Genomic DNA, 18,335 nt, shown 5'->3' with positions numbered 1-18,335 from the left:
GAAGGGCGCTGCGACGCGCCGCAATGGTTGCGATGCTATGGACCGTGTTCGACGGTCTGCGCTTAGTGCTCCATCGGCTGAAGCAAAGCCTCAGGCGGCACGATCTGCGACCATCGTCTGAGCGAACTGGGGATAGCACTCGGCGAGCTCGTCGGTGACGCGGCCGCGTAGCAGCGCCAGCGTCTCTGCATCCGGCTCCGGCGTGAACGGCACCTGTGCGGGCGCGTCGTAGTCGAATCCGGTGGCGGCGCGGACATCCTCCGCCGAGCTGCCGCGATGCACGCTGCGCAGACAGAACCGCTTGCGCTGCTGATCGAAACCAAACAGCGCCAGCCCGGTCAGCAGCACGTGCGGACCGCCACTGCGATAGATCCGCTCGCTCGCGCCGGGCGCGCTGACGAAATCGACCTTGTCGACCAGGACGCGCGGCGAATGCTCCTCGCGAAACAGGATCACCCGCGGCACCAGATAGTACATGAAGGCCGATCCGAACGAGCCCGGCCAACGCACGCTGCTCGCCGGATAGTCGCCGGTACCGACGAGGTTGATATTGGCCTGCCCGTCGATCTGGCCGCCGCCGAGGAAGAACGCATCGATCCGGCCTTGCGCGGTGGCATCGAACAGTTCGAACGCGCCGTTGGTGAAGAAGTTGTGCTGGCGCGAGCCGAGCACGATCACCCGCACCGGATCGCGGCCGCGGCTCTCGTTGCGGGCGCGCAGCAGCATCGCGCCGGCGGCCGGAATCGGCGACGAGGCGCCGACCGCGACGGTGCGGACTCCGTCGAGCAGATCGGCGATGGTGGCGATCAGGATTTCGCGCGACGTTGCAGGCGCCGTACTCATGCCACCGCCTCAAACTTCTGGGCGAAGCCCTGCATGTACGTCGCAAAACCCTCGGCCGAGCGCGCCATCTTGGCGTAGCGCCCGACCTCGGCGGTGTCAGTGTTGTATTCGCCGGCGAGGCTGAGCGGCCACGCGCCGTTCTTGGCTTCGGCGATCGCACCGACATAGAGCGCCGGCAGCACGCCGGCGGCGGCGTTCTCGTCCGCCAGCAGTGAGGTCTCGACGATACGCTCGACCGTCACCAGCGTCGTCTTGGCCGCGTAGGCCATCGCGGCGAGTTCGGTCTGCCGGCCGATCCGGACGTTGCCGAAGCGGTCGGCCTCGGGCGCATGGAACAGCGCCACGTCGGGCCGGATCGCCGGCACCACCACGATCGGATCGTCCGGCGCATACGGATTGTCGATGACCTTCCAATCGTCGCGCGTCTCCAGAATATCGCTGCCGATGATGCCGCGGATCGGCATGAACGGCACGCCCTTCTGGCCGGCGACCAGGCCGGCGAGAATCGCCGGGCAGGTCGCGTCCTTGATCGCGAATGCGCCGCTGCGGATCCCGTCGGCGAACCGCGGCGCGCCGCCGGCTTCGCCGAGCGTGATCGCGCTGGTTTCGACGGTGCCGACCAGGCCTTCGCCGATCAGCATGTCAGCCTGCAGGCCACTGATCGGGATGCAGACGAGATGCAGATTGCGCGGACGGTTGGCGATGATGGCCGCAGTCGCGGCCATGGCGACGCCGCTGGTGTCGGACGGCACCGCCACCGTCATGCCGTCGCGGATTTGTGCGGCGAGCGCCTCGATCGATACGATCTGGCCCAAAACAACCTCCCATCGTCGCGGCGCATTGTTGCGCCTTGTGCTTGGCGACGATGGTTTCGCGGTGAGCCCTGACTGTCAAGCCACGCCGGCACGAAGCCGATGTGCGACGCTCAGTTCTTACCGCGACGCAAGTGCTCGTCGAGCCGTGGCATGATTTCGACGAAGTTGCACGGCCGCGTCCGAAAATCGAGCTGCGCGGCCAAAATGCCGTCCCAACCGTCACGGCAGGCGCCGGGCGAGCCCGGCAGGCAGAAGATGTAGGTGGCGCCGGCGACACCCGCGGTGGCGCGCGACTGGATCGTCGAGGTGCCGATCTTGCCCCAGCTCATCATGTGAAACGCGATCGAAAATCCATCCATGCGCTTTTCGAACAGGGGCTCGATCGCCTCCGGCGTGACGTCGCGCCCGGTGAAACCGGTGCCGCCGGTGGTGATGATCGCATCGACACCATCATCTTCGATCCAGCGCCTGACGATGGCGCGAATCTTCTCGACATCGTCGGTGACGATCTCACGCGCCGCCAATTTGTGCCCCGCCCCGCTCAACCGCTCGACCAGCGTCGCCCCGGACTTGTCGTCGTCGAGCGACCGCGTATCGGATACCGTGAGCACGGCGATGTTGAGCGGGATGAAGGCTTTGGGTTGATCTTTGCTCGCCATGGCCGCCTCTTCGAACCTCTGCCAGCGTCATGGCCGGGCTCGTCCCGGCCATCCACGTCTTCGCCCCATCGCAAAACGTGGCTGCCCGGCACAAGGCCGGGCGTGACGAATTGATACGTACCTCTGTCGGTCGAGACTTTACAGCCGTTCCGCCGCAAACGTGTTGCAGGCCTGGATGGTGCCCTGCTGATAGCCGGTCATGAACCAGCGTTTGCGCTGCGCTGCGGAGCCGTGGGTGAAGGAGTCCGGCACCACTTCGCGGCCGGCGCGGCGCTGCAAAGTGTCGTCGCCGATCGCCGCCGCGGTGGTCAGCGCGGCATCGATGTCGCCGTCTTCGAGGAAATTCGGCCGCTTCTTCTTTTCACGGTTGACCCAGACGCCGGACAGGCAGTCGGCCTGCAGCTCGACGCGCACCTGAAGCGCATTGGCCTCGGCGCTGTCGCCGTATTGCCTTTGCTTCTGCGTCACCTTGCCGAGAATGCCGAGCTGATTCTGGACATGGTGGCCGACCTCGTGCGCGATGATGTAGGCGGCGGTGAACTGGCAGGCCGAGCCGGAGCAGCCGTGGAAGCGAGTCTCCACCTGCTTGAAGAACGAGGTGTCGATGTAGATCTGGCGGTCCGGCGGACAATAGAACGGCCCCATCGCCGCCTGCGCCATGCCGCAGCGTCCACCATTGGTACGGCCGCGGAACAGCACGATCTTCGGACCGACATACTTCTGACCGCTGTCTTTGAAGATCTCTGTCCAGCGATCGTCGATCTCGCCGAGCACGCCGGAGATCATGCTTCCCATCTCGTCGGTCGGAGCGCCCTGCTTGCCGGAGCGGCTGTCGGCCGGATGTTGCTGCGTCGAATGGGAAATCATCTCGGCGCCGCCGATCAGCAGCCGCGGATCGATGCCCAGCGCCCAGCCGACGATACCGAGCACCACGATGGTGCCGATGCCGAGGCCGCCACCGCCCATTGGAAATCCGAATCCGCCGCCACCACCACCGCCGTCCTGATCCCGGCGGTCGTCGATATTGTCGCTGCGACGGAAATCATCGAAACGCATCAGCCTGTCCTCGGTTTGGCCCGAACCGGCGATCTGTGCCGGCCGTCACGTTGCAGCCGATCTGGAAAAATCGGCGACAATTAGCATTAACCCGCCCGGCAAATATTGCCTAGTGCCGAGCGCCGCCGCCGGACCGGCGCCGAAGCGCGTCCGAGCCGGACCGTCCGTGCGAAACATCGATGATAGCCACAGCGCCAGTTCCCTCCATCGGGATGCCGGCAAAGAGAACCGCTCTGACCTGTGTTCGTTCCTTGGTCACCAAACTGCAATCCAATTAAGTCGATTTTTACTTTGCCACGGCAATGTGTCGCCAGTCGGTTGTTTTGTCCCGCGTCTCCGACGGCGTCACATGAGTCAGGTTAGTTGAGTCATGATTGTGTCGCGTAGCGGGGCGTCTGCAAAGGCGCCCCGCACTCAATTCGAATACGAGCCCGAGAGCAAAATCATCGTCGGCGATTGCATCGCCGAAATGGAAAAGCTCCCGGCGAAGTCGGTGGATCTGGTATTCGCCGATCCGCCGTACAATCTGCAGCTCAAAGGTGCGCTGAAGCGTCCCGACGAATCGGAAGTCGACGCCGTCGACGACGATTGGGACAAGTTCGCGTCCTTCGCCGCTTACGACAACTTCACCCGCGCGTGGCTGCTCGCCGCGCGGCGGATCATGAAGCCGTCGGCGACGTTGTGGGTGATCGGCTCCTATCACAACATCTTCCGCGTCGGCGCGATCATGCAGGACCTCGGGTTCTGGGTGCTCAACGACATCGTCTGGCGCAAATCCAATCCGATGCCGAATTTCCGCGGGCGTCGTTTCACCAATGCGCATGAAACGATGATCTGGGCGGCGCGCGACGAGAACGCCAAGGGCTACACCTTCAACTACGATGCGTTGAAGGCCGCCAACGAGGACGTTCAGGCGCGCTCCGACTGGCTGATTCCGCTGTGCACCGGCGACGAGCGACTGAAGGGCAAGGACGGCAAAAAGGTGCACCCGACGCAGAAGCCCGAACAGCTTCTGGCGCGTGTGCTGCTGAGCTCGTCCAAGCCCGGCGACGTCGTCGTCGATCCGTTCAACGGCACCGGCACCACAGGTGCCGTCGCCAAGCGGTTGCGTCGCAACTACATCGGCATCGAGCGCGACAAGACCTATGCCGAAGCGGCGCGCGAGCGCATCGCTGCGATCCAGCCGCTCCCGGACGATACGTTGAAGCCGTTCGTCACCGCCCGCGATGCCCCGCGGGTGGCGTTCTCCGAATTGATCGAGCGCGGCATGATTTCGCCCGGCGCCAAGCTGGTCGATTCGAAGAAGCGGCACGGCGCATTAGTGCGTGCCGACGGCGCGATCATGCTCGGCGACAAGGTCGGCTCGATTCACCGGATCGGCGCGATGGCCCAGGGCTCCGAAGCCTGCAACGGCTGGACGTTCTGGCACGTCGAGACCGCCAAGGGTCTTCGGCTGATCGACGAGCTCCGCGCCGAGATCCGCAGCATGATGATCGTCTGACGAATCAAAGATTGCCCCGGTTCTGAGCTAATCAGAACCGGGGCTACTTTTTTGCCCAGGCTGCTCAATGCGAGCCGCGCAGATTTCCCCAAGACGTCGCCCTAGCTTGCGCCGACGAACCTTCCAATCCGGTACTTCGGTAGCAGCGCGTCGGCTTCCGGCGAGTGCTTCCGGCCCTTGGTCTTGGTATCGTAAGCCTCGGTCGCTTCCTTGCCGCACCACGGCTCGATGATGCTCGGCCGCGACGGATGGTCCGGCAGATACGGTGTCAGATCGTAGACGCTGCCGTTGATCGCCATCCAGCAATCGTCCGGCTTGGCGTGCCGGGCGAGTTCGGCGGCGCCGATGGCATGCTCGGCGGCGGTCGCGGTTTGTTCGGCGCCGGGGAGAAGCAGATTGCCGGTCCAGAAGCCGGCAACGGCGACCCAGAATGCGGCGGTCGAGACGTAGAACAGCTTGCGCATCATCTGAACTCGAAGTTCTCGTAGTGAATGTGCCGCGCGGCAACGCCACGGGCGGCGAGCAGCGGTGTCAGTGCGGCGACCAGCCCCTGCGGTCCGCACAGATAGCATTCGACGCCTGACAATTCGCTGGCATCCGGCAACAGCGTGTCGAGATCGGGGAGACTGTCGCCGGTCGCGACCGCGTGCAGAGTGAAGTTCGGATCCGAATTCCCCGCCGCCCGCAGTTCCGGCAAGAACGCGGCGTCGGCCTCGGTGCGAAACAGATAGAGCAGCCGCGTCGGCTGCGGCAGCGTCCCCGCGTCGAGGAGCGCCATGAACGGGGTGACGCCGATACCGCCCGCGATCCAGAGCTGCGGCGCCGCATCGCCCTGCGCCACAAAACCGCCGAAGCCGCCGATCACCCGGGCCGCGACGCCGGCTTCGATCGCCAGCATCCTGCTGGTACAGTCGCCGAGCGCCTTGATCGCCAGATGCAATTCATTCGCGGCGCGAACGGCACTGACGGTGAACGGATGGAATTCGCCGCAGCCGCGATAATGGCCGCCGTTTCCGAACGCCACCAGCACGAACTGCCCGGGCGATACCAGCGCCGGCTCACCGAGCGGCCGAAGCACCACCTCGACCGAGCGGGCCGCGAGGGGGCGTGCCGCCGTCACGACATAGGGCCGCGCGGCGAGGCCGAGATCGCCGCGGATGAGCCGCCAGCCGAGAATCGCCGCCGCGACCGCCAGAATCGGCAGCACCGGCTCGTCGATGCCGAGCAACATCAGATGCACCAGCCCGACCAATACCCCGAGGCCGAGCAATGCATGCAGCCAGCGCCAGATGCCGTAACGGATACGGCGAATGAAAGTGGTGACGAGGCCGCCCATCAGCAGCAACAGGCCGAGCCAGCCCGACCACACCGGCCAGCTTTCGGTGAATGGTGACAGCGTCTGCCACGCGATCCGCCGCGACGGCAGATTGTTGGCGGCGAGCAGCAGCGGATGCAGCAGCAGAAACAGATAAGCGGCGACGCCGGTCGCGTGGTGCCAACGATACATCCGCTCCAGGCCGCCGAGCCAGGCGGCAAGCCGCGGCTCGCGCAGCATCAGCAGCAGACTGACCAGCAACAGACCGCAGCCGAGCCAACCGGTGACGATGCCTGCGGCACGGACCGGAGCCAGACCGTGGGGAAATGCCCAGACCGCGAACCCGACCGGCACTGCTGCGGTCAGCAGCGGTATGACCGCGGTCCGCAACGCTGGTCCGGCAAAGGCCATACGCTCAATCCGCGCCGGGCTTGAGATGATCGCAGAAGTCGCGACCGCCACCCGGAAGATCGAGACCGCGCTCGCGCGCTCGCTGCACCATCAGCGCGTGATGTTCGGCGCGATACGCCTCGCAGGCCGTGTAGTCGGTGAAGCTGCGCACCCGCGCCTGATGCTCGATCCGCTCCTGCGGCGACATCAGCATCCAGCCGCGGGTATTGGTTTCGCTGGCACGCCACGGCGCTGCTGAGGCCGAAGGTCCGCCCGCTGCTAGACTGACGACACTGAGCGTGAGGGCGGCGCCTGCCGCCAAGCGGATGCAAAACATAGCGTCACCCCGCTACATGGCGCCGCGTCAGATTAGCCTGACGCACCGGGTGCAGGGATGACTCAGATCAAGCAACGAGCGGGTTTGAAAGCGGCACCCGCCCGCTCGCCGTCATTCGCTCGCGAGGACGGAGGAAGGGGCAGAGTCCGAAGCTGTTACTTCTTCTCGTTCTTCTTCGCCGCCTCACGGGCGTCCTTGATCGCCTGCTTGAACAGCGCGACGTCGAGCACGCCGGGAACCCGGAACCGGCCGACTATGAACGACGGCGTCCCCTGGAATCCGAACGCCTTGGCCTGAGCGTCGTTGCGCTTGAGGATCGCCTCGATCGTCGCACGGTTGGCGTCGAGATCCTTGGTGGCGCGAGCCACGTCGATGCCGCCGCTTTTGAGCGTCTCGGCGAGGTTGGAGTCGGTCAGCTTGGAGGGGGCGCTGATCAACGCCTCGTGCGCCTCCAAAAACTTGCCCTGATATTTGGACGCAAGAACGAGCTTCGCCGCTTCGACCGAGACGCCCCCGAAAATCGGCCAATCCTTCAACACCAGCCGGATGTTGCCGTCCTCCTTCACGACCTGCATCAGGTCGGGAGCCACCTTCTTGCAATAGGGGCAGCGATAATCGGACCACTCGACGATGGTGATGTTGCCCTTGGGATTGCCGGCGACCGGAATCTCGGGATCATACAGCACGGCATTGGTCGACAGCACGTCCTCAGCATCAGGCGCGGTCGGCGCTGCCAGGGCTTTGGCTGCCGCGAACGCCGGAGCCAGTGCCAGCGCTGCCGTCAGCGCCGACCGTCGGGAGATCATCATTGGTTCCAATCCTCAGGACCGCCCCAGGGTCAGGGGGCGCCCCTGTTGTGCCTCGGATCGGACCGCGATGCCATCACTTTGCCGGGGCTGGCGGCGGGGTCGGCGATTTGTCGCGCAGCACGATGTAGATCGCGGGGATCACCAGCACCGTCAGCAGGGTCGACGATGCCAGGCCGAACAGCAGCGAGATCGCCAGGCCCTGGAAGATCGGGTCGAGCAGAATCGTGGCCGCGCCGATCATCGCCGCCAGCGCGGTCAGCAGGATCGGCTTGAACCGCACCGCGCCGGCTTCGAGCACGACCTCCCGCAGCGATTTGCCCTCACCTCCCGAGTGCCGGATGAAATCGACCAGGAGGATCGAATTGCGCACGATGATGCCGGCGAGCGCGATGAAGCCAATCATTGAAGTCGCGGTGAACGGCGCCCCGAGCAGCCAATGGCCGATCAGGATGCCGATCAGCGTCAGCGGGATCGGCGTCAGGATCACCAGCGGCAGCTTGAAGCTCTTGAACTGCGCCACCACCAGCACGTAGATGCCGAGGATGGCCGCGCCGAACGCCGCCCCCATGTCGCGGAACGTCACCCAGGTGATCTCCCACTCGCCGTCCCACAGCACGGTCGGCTTGGACTCGTCGGACGGCTGGCCGTGCAGGCTGATCGCCGGCTTCGGCAGTTTGCCCCAGTCGTGGGATTCGATCAGCTTGTCGACGTCGAGCATGCCGTACAACGGCGCTTCGAACTTCCCGGCGAGTTCGGCCATCACCATGTCGGCGAACCGGCCGTCGCGGCGGAAGATCATCAGCGAACCGACTTCCTTGGTGGCCTTCACCAGCTGGCCCAGTTCGACCACGGTCTTGGCACCGGGCAACGAATTGGCCGGCACCGGCGTCGAGGCCAGCGCCTCATTCCATGCGAGGTCCCGCTTCGGCAGCCCGACCGTGATGGCGATCGGATTGCGATCCTCACCGCGATGCGAGTAGCCGATCGAGGTGCCGCCAAACAACGTCGCAATCGTGTCGTAGACGTCTTTCTGCTCGACTCCGAAGAATTCCAGCCGGTCCTGATCGATCGACAGGCGCAGCCGCGGCCGCGGTTCGCCGATCGAATTATCGACGTCGACGATGAACGGCACCTGCTTGAAGATCTTCTCGACCTCGGCCGCCACAGCACGGCGCGTAGCGGCATTGGGGCCGTAGATTTCGGCGAGCAGTGTCGACAGCACCGGTGGACCGGGCGGCACCTCCACCACTTTGAGGCTCGAACCTTCGGGCAGCTTCAGTGCCTGCAGCCGCTTGCGCAGGTCGAGCGCGATGTCGTGGCTGGCGCGGCTACGGTCTCCGCGCTCCTGCAGATTGACCTGCAACTCGCCGAGTTCGGGCCGCTCGCGCAAATAATAGTGCCGAACGAGGCCGTTGAAATTGAACGGCGCAGGGGTGCCGGCGAAGGTCTGCACCGAAGTGATTTCGGGCAGGCCACGGGCGATGTCGGCAGCCGCGAACAGCGTGCGCTCGGTGTCTTCGAGCGTGGCGCCTTCCGGAAGGTCGAGCACCACGGCGATCTCGCTCTTGTTGTCGAACGGCAGCAGCTTCACCGTCACCGATTTCGTATAGAACAGCGCCATCGACAGCAGCGTGGCGATGCCGACGCCGAGCAAGAAGATCCACGACGCGCGCTTGCTGGCGACGATCGGCGTGGCGAAGCGGCGATACAACCGGCCGAGCCGGCCATCGTCATGATCGCCGTGCGCAGCGATCGCAGCGCCCTGTTTCGGCGCCAGCTTCAGCATCAGCCACGGCGCCACCATCATCGCGACGAAGAACGAGAACAGCATCGCGGCCGAGGCGTTGGCCGGGATCGGCGCCATGTAGGGCCCCATCAGCCCGGACACGAACAGCATCGGCAGCAGCGCCGCGATCACGGTCAGGGTCGCGATCACGGTCGGATTGCCGACTTCGGCCACCGCCTCGATGGTGGCCTGCAGCCGAGAGCGACCGTCCCTCATCGCCCAATGCCGGGCGATGTTCTCGACCACCACGATGGCGTCGTCGACCAGGATGCCGATCGAGAAGATCAGCGCGAACAGGCTGACGCGATTGATGGTGTAGCCCATCAGGTTGGCGGCAAACAACGTCAGCAGAATCGTGGTCGGGATCACCACCGCGGTGACGATCGCCTCGCGCCAGCCGATCGCGATCGCGATCAGCACCACGATCGAGACCGTGGCGAGACCGAGATGGAACAATAGCTCGTTGGCCTTCTCGTTGGCGGTTTCGCCGTAGTCGCGGGTCACGGTGACGGCGACGTCGTTCGGGATCAACGAACCTTCGAGCGTCGCCAGCCGCGCCTTGATGTCGTGCGACACCACGACGGCGTTGGCGCCGGCGCGCTTGGCGAGCGCGAGCGTCACGGCCGGCGTGCGGTCCCATTTGCCGCCCGAGTCGCGGGCATCGTTCCACACGCGGTGCTCGGCCATATTCGGCCCGATGATCACCGAGGCGACGTCCTTGACGTAGACTGGGCGGTTGTCGCGGGTCGCGATCAGCAAAAGGCCGATGTCGGGAATGCCCATCAGGGTCTGGCCGGCAGAGACGCTGCGCATCGTTCCGGCGTCGCGCACGTTGCCGGCGAGGAACGAGCGGTTGGCGTCCTTCACCTTGGCGACGAGCTGCTGCAGCGTGACGCCGTACAGCGACAGCTTCTCCGGATCGGGCTCGACCCGGATCTGCTGCGGATCGCCGCCGGAGATGTAGGTCAGGCCGATGCTGTCGACCTTCATCAGCTCGGAACGCAGCTTGTCGGCAAGCTCATAGAGATCCTTGTCGGTCCAGCGCGCCGCGGCGTCCGGCTTGGGCGAGAGCGTCAGCACCGTGATGGCGACGTCGTTGATGCCACGGCCGACGATCAGCGGCTCCGGAATGCCGACCGGAATGCTGGCGATATTGGCGCGGATCTTCTCATGCACCCGAAGGATCGCGTCGTCGGCGGTGGTGCCGACCAGAAACCGCGCCGTGACCATCACACGGTCGTCTTCGGTCTGGCTGTAGACGTGCTCGACGCCGTCGATGCCCTTGACGATGGCCTCCAGCGGCTTGGTCACCAGTTCGACCGCGTCCGGCGCGCGCAAGCCGTCGGCATTGATGCGGATGTCGACCATCGGCACGCTGATCTGCGGCTCTTCCTCGCGCGGAATCGCGGCGAGCGCGATCAGTCCGGCAATCAGCGACGCCAGAAGAAACAGCGGGGTCAGCGGCGATTGAATGGTCGCCTTGGTCAGGCGGCCCGAGATTCCCAGATTCACGGCTGCACCAGTCTGTCACCGTTGCGCAGACCCGAGAGGATCTCGAGCCCGTTGGGCATCATTTCGGTCGGATGTTCGCGGCCGCGCTGCACCGGCACAGCCACAGTTTTTCCGGGCTCGCCGATATGGACGTAGTCGATGCCGAATTCGGTCGAGACGAACTTCGCCGGAATCACGAAGGCGTCGCGCTCGCCGCCGGAGATCCACACCCGCAGCCGGTCGCCGACGAAATATTGCGGCAGCCCCTCGACGGTGGCGTCGGCCACCACGCGGCCGTCCTCGATCTGCGGATACACCAGATCGATGGTGCCGAACTTGGCGAGGTGATCGCCGAACTCGCTGCCGTCGACCCGGACCTTGTCACCCGCCTTGAGGAAACGGGCGTGCCGCTCGGGCACCCGCAGCCGCAGCTTGTAGTGCTGCTGGGCGATGGTGACGATCGGGTCGCCCTGCAGCACCACCGAACCGAGGGTGATCATCTTCTTCAGCACCCGGCCGTCGTCCGGCGACAGCACCCGGCCTTCCTTGAACTGCTGCTGCACCACCGACCGCTCCGCAGTCTTGGCGCGCAGATTGTTCTCGGCGACATTGAGTGCGGTACGGGCCTCGTCGAGCTTGGTACGCGGCAGCGTGCCGCGCTCGACCAGCCCGGAGGTGCGGTCGTAATCGATCTGCGCCTGACTCGCCTGCGCCTGCAGGGCCTGAATCTGGGCGTCGAGCGAATTCATCTGCAGCGTCAGCTTGTCGTCGCCGATGGTCGCGATTTCCTGGCCGCGGCTCACGCTGTCGCCCTCGCGGACCTTGAGGGCGATCACCGTGCCGCCAATCCGCGCCCGCGCCGGCACCACACTGATGCTCTCGACGGTCGCGAACACGGCCTTCTCGTCGGAGATCTTGCTCTCCGCCACCGTCAGAGTACCCGCCGGATGCGCTGCCGCAGCACCCATCAGCATCGCGGCCACAATGCCGCCCATCGTCCATCCGCCCATTCTCATGTCATGCCCTTGCAGGTTAGCGACTGGTCTTCTCGATCGGCTGACCGGGACAATAGACCCGGTACAGAGTCGTCAGTAGTTCGCGCGCCGGTTCACTGGCGATCGAATAGAAGATCGACTGCGCGTCGCGGCGCGCCGACACTAGCCCGTCCTTGCGTAGCAGCGCGAGATGCTGCGACACGGTCGAGTCGCGCAGCCCGACACTCTCGGCGAGCTCGCCGACCGAACGATCGCCGCCGATCAATTGACAGATGATCAGCAGTCGATGCCTGTTCGACAGTGCCTTGAGAAGCTCGCTCGCCGCGTCTGCGGCAGCCACCATCGGGTCGACTGTTATTTTCATACTTGCGTATATACGATTATTCGAATATATCGTCAACACGAATTCGAAAGCGGGACCGCACCGCGGCCCGGGCAGTTGAGAAAGGGACAGGGCATGAATCTCGATCAGACCGTACTCGCCTTCGCCGGCACCGTGGTGCTTGTCAGCCTCGCGCTCGGCTGGCTGGTCAGCCCGTACTGGCTGCTGCTGACGGCGTTCGCCGGCGTCAACATGATTCAGGCGTCGTTCACCGGCTTCTGTCCGGCGGCGATCGTGTTCAAGAAGCTCGGCCGTCCGGCCGGCAACGCGTTTTCGTAAGCGCGCAACGCATCAAGCGCGTCGTTGCCGGGGCTCGACCCGGCAATCCATCACGAAGAAAATCGCTCCGGCATTGCTGTGCATGTTCAGCAATGACGAAGCGATGGGCGATCGCCTGACCCTGCCTCAGGCCGCGCGGCCGCAATTGCAGTTGCAGCCGCCCTCTTCTTCCTCGTCGTCGTGATCGTGCGGCGCCGCGGGCGCCAGCTTTCCGGCGAGGTAGTTCTGAACCGCGGCGACCGGATCGGTCTCTGCGGTGGTAATGGCCACGACACCGCGCGCCGCCATTCGGCTGAGGAAGCCCGGCCCGGCGCTGCCGGCAATCACCACGCTCACTTTGTCGAGCGGGTGCGCTCCGTCTTCCTTGAATTCGTGGATCGACATCTCCTTGGGCAGGTCGAGCCGATCGACCTCCTGCGGCGGACGGCACGGAGCCGCATCGAACACCAGGAAGCGGCGGGTCTTGCCGGCATGGCCGGTCACGGTGCGGAAGTTCTGGCTGGCGACTGCGATCAGCATGATTGGAGCTTTCGGGACTGTGAGTGGAGAGAGAGGGCCGCTGCGGCGGCTTCAACAAGGACGGCGCGCATCAACTCGAATGGATCGTCATTGCCGGACTTGACCGGCGATCCATCATTTTCGCGCAACCGCTCTGGGCGCGCTGACGCGCGCGACGGATGCGCGGGCCAAGCCCGCGCATGACGAATTCGATCGTGGCTTACGCCGCGCTCAGGTCTCGCCGATGATGATCTGCGTGTCGTTGGCGAATTTGTAGGGCACCAGCGGCAGATTGCGCGGCGCCGGCCCCAGCCGGATGCGCCCCGACGAGTCGTATTGCGAACCGTGGCACTGGCAGAACCAGCCCTCGTAATTGCCCTGATGCTCGGTCGGCACGCAGCCCAGATGGGTGCAGATCGCCGACACGACCAGCCACTGTTCCTTGCCCGGCTTGACCCGCGCCGAATCCGGCTCCGGATCACGGAAGCTCTGCCAGTCGGCCGATTGCGCCGACTCGATTTCCTTCGGCGTGCGGTGGTTGATGAAGATCGGCTGGCCGCGCCAAAACACCTTCACGACCTGACCTTCCGAGATCGGCGACAAGTCGACTTCGAGCGGAAAGCCGGCCGCGATCGTGCCGGCATCCGGGTTGAGCTGAGATACGAACGGCCACACCAAAGCGGCGGTCCCGACCGCGGCCAGGGCGCCGGTTGCCAAGTACAACACGTCGCGACGGTTGGGCTGTTCAGACGTAATGGCGGTCATTGTCGTCTCCTGAGTGTTGCCACCCGGCGGGTTACCGTTCCGCCGTGCGGTCGAATGCGTCGTCCAATGATGTGGAACCAGTCCACACCTACGTCTTGCGAAGCTCGCCGGCGGCGCGGGCGAGGATCGCAACAAGCTCTGCTTCGTTGTCCGGATCTTTGACGATCTGACGGATCGCGATTTCCCGAAGGTTGTCGAGCGCCGCGCGAAGTAACGACGGCAGATCGTTGCCGTCCGCTCCGCCATCGCCGTTCTGCTGCCGCATCATGTCGCCGAAGGCGGCGAGGCGCTCGAACACGGCGTCGGCCAGCGACCGGTTGGCCGCAAGGTGATCGCGCCCCTCGTCGGTGGCCACGTACAACTTCTTGGCGCCTTCCGGCTGGGCGATGACGTGGCCGGTTTCTTCGAGGAAGGTCAGCGTCGGATACACCACGCCCGGACTCGGGGCGTAGAAGCCGGCAGTCCTCTCCTCGATCATCTTGATGATGTCGTAGCCGTGGCGCGGCTGCTCGGCGATCAGCGCCAGCGCGATCAGTTTGAGATCGCCTTGCGCCAGCATCCGACCGGCGCGCGTCATCTCGCCGCCGCCCATGCCGCGCCCGCCCATGCCGCGGCGTCCCCAGCGGCAGCCCGGCATCCCGAAACCGCAACGTCGTCCGACGTTTTCGACGCCGTCCATGACGACCTCCTGAAAGATATATCTTACGTAGGCACGCCCTGTGTCGAAGTAAAGATATATCTTTCTAACAGACAGGGCCTTTTCCGCATTCCATGAAAAAACGGTGTTCGGTTACTTATGTGCCTCTAAGCACGACGGTTTTCTGATACTGACCGCTTGATCCAGATCAAACTTAGAAGCGAACCAAAATATATCGTCCGGGCACATTCAAATGTTCCCCCAACATTTGAATGTGCCCGGATGGCCCTTTGCTCGGCCCGGGCGCCGGGGACTGGACAGCCCTGGCCAAGCAACAGGAGAGATTCATGTTCAAGGTTGCGGTTGTGGTTTGGATCATCGGCGGTGCGACGCTCGCCGGCATGTTGATGGTCGCGGTGCTCGTGGTGCCGAGCCTGTCCGCGGAAGCAATGCACTGGATTCCCATCGCGGTCGGCTGCGGCTTCGTGATCGCGATGCCGGTGTCGTTCGTGGTCGCGCGCAAGATCGCCACGCCATCCGTCCGCTGAACGATGAGATAGGGACGCCCGCACCTGGCGTCCCGCCCCAGCCTGCTTGATCCCGCGAGACTTCGCCCGGAGACGCCACTCCCCTCTCCGGGGACGAAGCTCCAGCGAAAGCCCTCCCATGACCGAAACCAATATCGAGGGTCCGCTCTACGCGGCCCGCAACAAGATCTATCCGCAGGCGGTCCATGGCCGCTTCCGCCGGATCAAATGGGCGCTGCTGGCGATCACGCTGTCGATCTACTACTTCACGCCGTTCCTGCGCTGGGATCGCGGACCAGGCCTGCCGGACCAGGCGGTTCTGATCGATCTGCCGGCTCGGCGGTTCTACTTCTTCTTCATCGAGTTGTGGCCGCAGGAAGTGTACTACTTCACCGGCCTTCTGATCATGGCGGCGCTGGTGCTATTCCTGATGAACGCGCTCGCGGGGCGGGTGTGGTGCGGCTATCTGTGTCCGCAGACGGTGTGGACCGACCTGTTCTACGCGGTCGAGCGGCTGATCGAGGGCGACCGCCGCGACCGTATCGCCAAGGACAAACACGGGTGGACGGTGCGCCGCGTCGGTGAGCTCGCGCTCAAGCACTTCATCTGGCTGATGATCGCGTGGTGGACCGGCGGCGCCTGGGTGCTGTACTTTGCCGATGCACCGACGCTGGTGAAGGAACTCGTGACCTTCCAGGCGCCGATGGTCGCCTATGTCTGGATCGGCATCCTCACCTTCACCACCTACACCCTCGCCGGCTTCATGCGCGAACAGGTGTGCATCTACATGTGCCCGTGGCCGCGTATCCAGGCGGCGCTGACCGACGAATGGGCCCTCAACGTCACCTATCGCTACGAACGCGGCGAGCCGCGGATGTCGATGAAGAAGGCCGAAGTGGTGCGCGCCCATGGCGAGGTCGCGGGCGACTGCATCGACTGCCACCAATGCGTCAACGTCTGCCCGACCGGCGTCGACATCCGCCAGGGCCTGCAGCTCGGCTGCGTGCAATGCGGCCTGTGCATCGACGCCTGCAACACGGTGATGAAGCAGGTCGGCCGGCCGCCGGACCTGATCGCCTACGACACCGACATCAACATCCAACGCCGCATCAGCGGCAAGGCCTCGGTGTATCGGCCGATCCGCGCGCGGACGCTGATGTATTCCGCCCTGATCGTGCTGGTCGGAGCCGTGATGGTGTATGCGCTGGCGACGCGCGGCTCGCTCGACATCAACGTGCTGCACGAACGCAACCCGCTGTTCGTCGCGCTCTCCAATGGCGGCGTCCGCAACGACTACACGGTGCGGCTTCTCAACAAGCGCCCGACCGCCCGCGTGATGCAGGTGTCGGTGAGCGGCGTCCCCGGTGCACGGCTGCAGGCGGTCGGCATCGATCCGGACACCAAGGACCGGCTCGACCTCGAAGTGGGCCAGGACCAGACCCGGGAACTGCGGCTGTCGGTGCTGGTGCCGAGCGGACAGGTGCCGAGCCAGTCGCTCAACATCACTTTCGAGGTGAAGGATCCGCTGACCGGCGAGAGCGCGACCACCGTCGACCACTTCGTGCCGCCGACCTCGAACTGACCGGACCGGCGCGGGGCGGCGTAGACTACGCCTCCCCGCTTCGCCTTACACCACGTCGCCTTAGACCACGTCGTCGACCGGCTGCAGATCGATCCCGAAGGTTTCGAGAAACTTCGACGTCATGATGTAGAAGCCGATCGCGAGTTGCAGCTCGACCAGCGCCGCCGGGGTCAGCCGCGCGGCGATGTCGCCGAACACCGCGTCGGTCGGCCGATCCAGCTTCACGACCTCGTCGGTAAAGGCCAGGGCGGCGCGCTGGGTGGCGTCGAAGCAATCGGCGCTGCGCCAGTCGTCGAGCGCAGCGTTCTGCGCGGCACTGACGCCGACTCCGGCGCCGATCTTCTTATGTGCGGCGACCTCGTAAGGTGCGTTGCACAAGATGCCGGTCCGGGTGATCGCCAGCTCGCGTAGCACCGGATCGAGCTCACCCTTGAACCGGATCGCACCGCCGAGCCGGCAGTATTGCTCGAAATGGCTCGGCGCATGCGCCAGCATCCGGAAGATGTTGGCATTACGGTTCTTGGCCAGCACCTCGCGGGTGCGCGGGCTCGCTGTGGCCTCGTCGCAATACTCGATCCGTGCCATCGGTCTTTCTCCCTGTGTTGTTGTTCGTGTTGTGTCGCGATCAGCCGCGGATCAGATCCGACAGCCCCTGATACACCAGCGCCACCGACACCACGAACAGCAGCACGTAGGCGATCCTGTAGAACAGCCCGGTCGGCGTCCGCCGCACCAGCCAGATCCCGGCCATGTTCGCCGCCGCGGCGAGCGGCAGCAGCGCCAGCGAGGTGCCGAGATTGGCCGGCGTGAACTGACCGAGCAGGAAGTATGGGCCGATCTTCAGCACGTTGATGATCGCGAAGAAGATCGTGGTGGTGCCGACCAGGGTCAGCTTCGGCAGCAGCTGCGGCAGCATGTAGACCTGATAGGGCGGACCGCCGCCTTGCGTCATGAACGATGTGAAGCCGGACACCGCGCCCCAGAACACACCGGCCGCGTCCGACAGCTTCACTGCCGAAGCGTGCGGCCGTAGCCAGACATTGAGTACGAACACCAACCCGACGCCGCCGACGATCAGCCGCACCGCATCATCCGACACGATCGAGGCCATCCACCACGCGAACGCCATTCCGATCAGCGCGCCGGGCAGCAACACCTTCAGGCTGCGCGCATCCCAATGATGCCGATACACGTACAGCGAGATCATATCCTGGGTGATCAGCACCGGAAGCAACAGCCCGGCGGCTTCCAGCGGCGGCAGATACAACGCGAGTAGCGGCGTCGCGGCGATGCCGACGCCTGAGAAACCGCCTTTGGCGAGCCCGAGCAGAAACACCGCAGGGATTGCGACCGCATAGAACCAGGGATCGAGAATGATCGACAACGCTGAGGGCTCGAACTGTCGGAGGAATGGCGCGCGAACGGCGACACTCCCGCTGTACAGAGGAAAGTCAGCCCCGGCAAATCCGCGCGGCGCATGCGGCATTGCGCTTGCGCCCGCCTATGAATTGGAACAATATTTTCGCTAGAACTAAGAACCAGGGAGGAAGCGGCCGGCGCGAGCATGCGCCGAGGCGTGCATTGGTTGCGCGCGATCGACATTGATGCTCTCCACCCGTCCGCGCGCCTCCTTCTCCACGAAATTCGCCGTCGCGAGATTGTCGGCTT

The 18,335-nt window shown here is 64.8% G+C and carries 20 protein-coding genes; 4 read left to right on the top strand and 16 right to left on the bottom strand.

What is annotated here, in order from left to right; genetic code table 11:
- Window positions 1-90: 90 nt before the first annotated feature.
- The 4 genes from DNX69_RS21030 to ypfJ all read right to left on the bottom strand — a co-directional run bounded on the left by DNX69_RS21030 (window position 91) and on the right by ypfJ (window position 3,373).
- Window positions 91-843, bottom strand: a complete 753-nt coding sequence (locus tag DNX69_RS21030; RefSeq protein WP_110787948.1) for a CoA transferase — start codon at window positions 841-843, stop codon at window positions 91-93.
- Window positions 840-1,658, bottom strand: coding sequence for a CoA transferase subunit A (locus DNX69_RS21025; protein WP_110787947.1), 819 nt, complete (start codon window positions 1,656-1,658; stop codon window positions 840-842). Before DNX69_RS21025 ends, DNX69_RS21030 begins: the two co-directional genes overlap by 4 nt.
- 110 nt (window positions 1,659-1,768) lie before the next feature.
- Window positions 1,769-2,317 carry a molybdenum cofactor biosynthesis protein B gene (gene moaB / locus DNX69_RS21020; RefSeq protein WP_110787946.1) on the bottom strand — a complete coding sequence of 183 codons (549 nt, stop codon included), beginning with the start codon at window positions 2,315-2,317 and terminating at the stop codon, window positions 1,769-1,771.
- Window positions 2,318-2,455: 138 nt separating this feature from the next.
- Window positions 2,456-3,373 (bottom strand): KPN_02809 family neutral zinc metallopeptidase, encoded by a 918-nt coding sequence (gene ypfJ, locus DNX69_RS21015; protein ID WP_110787945.1) that lies wholly within the window; start codon window positions 3,371-3,373, stop codon window positions 2,456-2,458.
- Window positions 3,374-3,743: 370 nt separating this feature from the next.
- Here ypfJ and DNX69_RS21010 point away from each other — a divergent pair, with 370 nt between their 5' ends.
- Complete coding sequence (locus DNX69_RS21010; RefSeq protein ID WP_110787944.1) at window positions 3,744-4,874, top strand: site-specific DNA-methyltransferase; 1,131 nt, start codon at window positions 3,744-3,746, stop codon at window positions 4,872-4,874.
- Window positions 4,875-4,975: 101 nt separating this feature from the next.
- Here DNX69_RS21010 and DNX69_RS21005 read toward each other — a convergent pair whose 3' ends face one another.
- The 7 genes from DNX69_RS21005 to DNX69_RS20975 all read right to left on the bottom strand — a co-directional run bounded on the left by DNX69_RS21005 (window position 4,976) and on the right by DNX69_RS20975 (window position 12,340).
- The gene (locus DNX69_RS21005; RefSeq protein ID WP_110787943.1) at window positions 4,976-5,341 is read right to left on the bottom strand and encodes a cytochrome b5 domain-containing protein; all 366 of its coding nucleotides are present in this window, start codon (window positions 5,339-5,341) and stop codon (window positions 4,976-4,978) included.
- Window positions 5,338-6,600, bottom strand: coding sequence for a ferric reductase-like transmembrane domain-containing protein (locus DNX69_RS21000; protein ID WP_110787942.1), 1,263 nt, complete (start codon window positions 6,598-6,600; stop codon window positions 5,338-5,340). Before DNX69_RS21000 ends, DNX69_RS21005 begins: the two co-directional genes overlap by 4 nt.
- Window positions 6,601-6,604: 4 nt before the next feature.
- Entirely contained in the window at window positions 6,605-6,787 is a 183-nt protein-coding gene (locus DNX69_RS26710; protein WP_234827037.1) for a hypothetical protein, read from the bottom strand.
- Between the two features lie 284 nt (window positions 6,788-7,071).
- Complete coding sequence (locus DNX69_RS20990; RefSeq protein WP_110787940.1) at window positions 7,072-7,725, bottom strand: DsbA family protein; 654 nt, start codon at window positions 7,723-7,725, stop codon at window positions 7,072-7,074.
- 73 nt (window positions 7,726-7,798) lie between these two features.
- Window positions 7,799-11,023, bottom strand: a complete 3,225-nt coding sequence (locus DNX69_RS20985) for an efflux RND transporter permease subunit (protein ID WP_110787939.1) — start codon at window positions 11,021-11,023, stop codon at window positions 7,799-7,801.
- Complete coding sequence (locus tag DNX69_RS20980) at window positions 11,020-12,018, bottom strand: efflux RND transporter periplasmic adaptor subunit (protein ID WP_110787938.1); 999 nt, start codon at window positions 12,016-12,018, stop codon at window positions 11,020-11,022. The genes DNX69_RS20985 and DNX69_RS20980 overlap by 4 nt, the downstream gene beginning before the upstream one ends.
- Window positions 12,019-12,034: 16 nt before the next feature.
- Window positions 12,035-12,340, bottom strand: a complete 306-nt coding sequence (locus DNX69_RS20975; RefSeq protein ID WP_234827036.1) for an ArsR/SmtB family transcription factor — start codon at window positions 12,338-12,340, stop codon at window positions 12,035-12,037.
- A 114-nt stretch (window positions 12,341-12,454) separates the two neighbouring features.
- Here DNX69_RS20975 and DNX69_RS20970 point away from each other — a divergent pair, with 114 nt between their 5' ends.
- Window positions 12,455-12,658, top strand: a complete 204-nt coding sequence (locus DNX69_RS20970; protein ID WP_013500959.1) for a YgaP family membrane protein — start codon at window positions 12,455-12,457, stop codon at window positions 12,656-12,658.
- A 126-nt stretch (window positions 12,659-12,784) separates the two neighbouring features.
- Here DNX69_RS20970 and DNX69_RS20965 read toward each other — a convergent pair whose 3' ends face one another.
- From DNX69_RS20965 to DNX69_RS20955, 3 genes are all read right to left on the bottom strand, one after another.
- A complete protein-coding gene (locus tag DNX69_RS20965; RefSeq protein ID WP_110787936.1) occupies window positions 12,785-13,177 on the bottom strand; it encodes a NifB/NifX family molybdenum-iron cluster-binding protein in 393 nt (130 codons plus the stop codon).
- Between the two features lie 210 nt (window positions 13,178-13,387).
- A complete protein-coding gene (gene petA / locus DNX69_RS20960) occupies window positions 13,388-13,921 on the bottom strand; it encodes a ubiquinol-cytochrome c reductase iron-sulfur subunit (protein ID WP_110787935.1) in 534 nt (177 codons plus the stop codon).
- Window positions 13,922-14,009: 88 nt separating this feature from the next.
- Entirely contained in the window at window positions 14,010-14,600 is a 591-nt protein-coding gene (locus DNX69_RS20955; protein WP_110787934.1) for a PadR family transcriptional regulator, read from the bottom strand.
- Window positions 14,601-14,905: 305 nt separating this feature from the next.
- Here DNX69_RS20955 and DNX69_RS20950 point away from each other — a divergent pair, with 305 nt between their 5' ends.
- Window positions 14,906-15,106, top strand: a complete 201-nt coding sequence (locus tag DNX69_RS20950) for a hypothetical protein (RefSeq protein ID WP_110788200.1) — start codon at window positions 14,906-14,908, stop codon at window positions 15,104-15,106.
- 118 nt (window positions 15,107-15,224) lie between these two features.
- Window positions 15,225-16,667: a cytochrome c oxidase accessory protein CcoG gene (ccoG, locus tag DNX69_RS20945; protein ID WP_110787933.1), complete on the top strand. Its 1,443-nt coding sequence runs from the start codon at window positions 15,225-15,227 to the stop codon at window positions 16,665-16,667.
- 60 nt (window positions 16,668-16,727) lie between these two features.
- Here the strand turns inward: ccoG and DNX69_RS20940 are convergent, their stop codons facing one another.
- Both DNX69_RS20940 and DNX69_RS20935 read right to left on the bottom strand, forming a co-directional pair.
- Window positions 16,728-17,252, bottom strand: coding sequence for a carboxymuconolactone decarboxylase family protein (locus tag DNX69_RS20940; RefSeq protein WP_110787932.1), 525 nt, complete (start codon window positions 17,250-17,252; stop codon window positions 16,728-16,730).
- Window positions 17,253-17,292: 40 nt separating this feature from the next.
- Entirely contained in the window at window positions 17,293-18,051 is a 759-nt protein-coding gene (locus DNX69_RS20935; protein WP_110787931.1) for a sulfite exporter TauE/SafE family protein, read from the bottom strand.
- Window positions 18,052-18,335 lie beyond the last annotated feature (284 nt).

Source organism: Rhodopseudomonas palustris (assembly GCF_003226555.1).
Taxonomy (GTDB): domain Bacteria; phylum Pseudomonadota; class Alphaproteobacteria; order Rhizobiales; family Xanthobacteraceae; genus Rhodopseudomonas; species Rhodopseudomonas palustris_I.
Note: the sequence above shows the minus strand (reverse complement) of the source record. Positions and strands in the feature narration are given on the sequence as shown.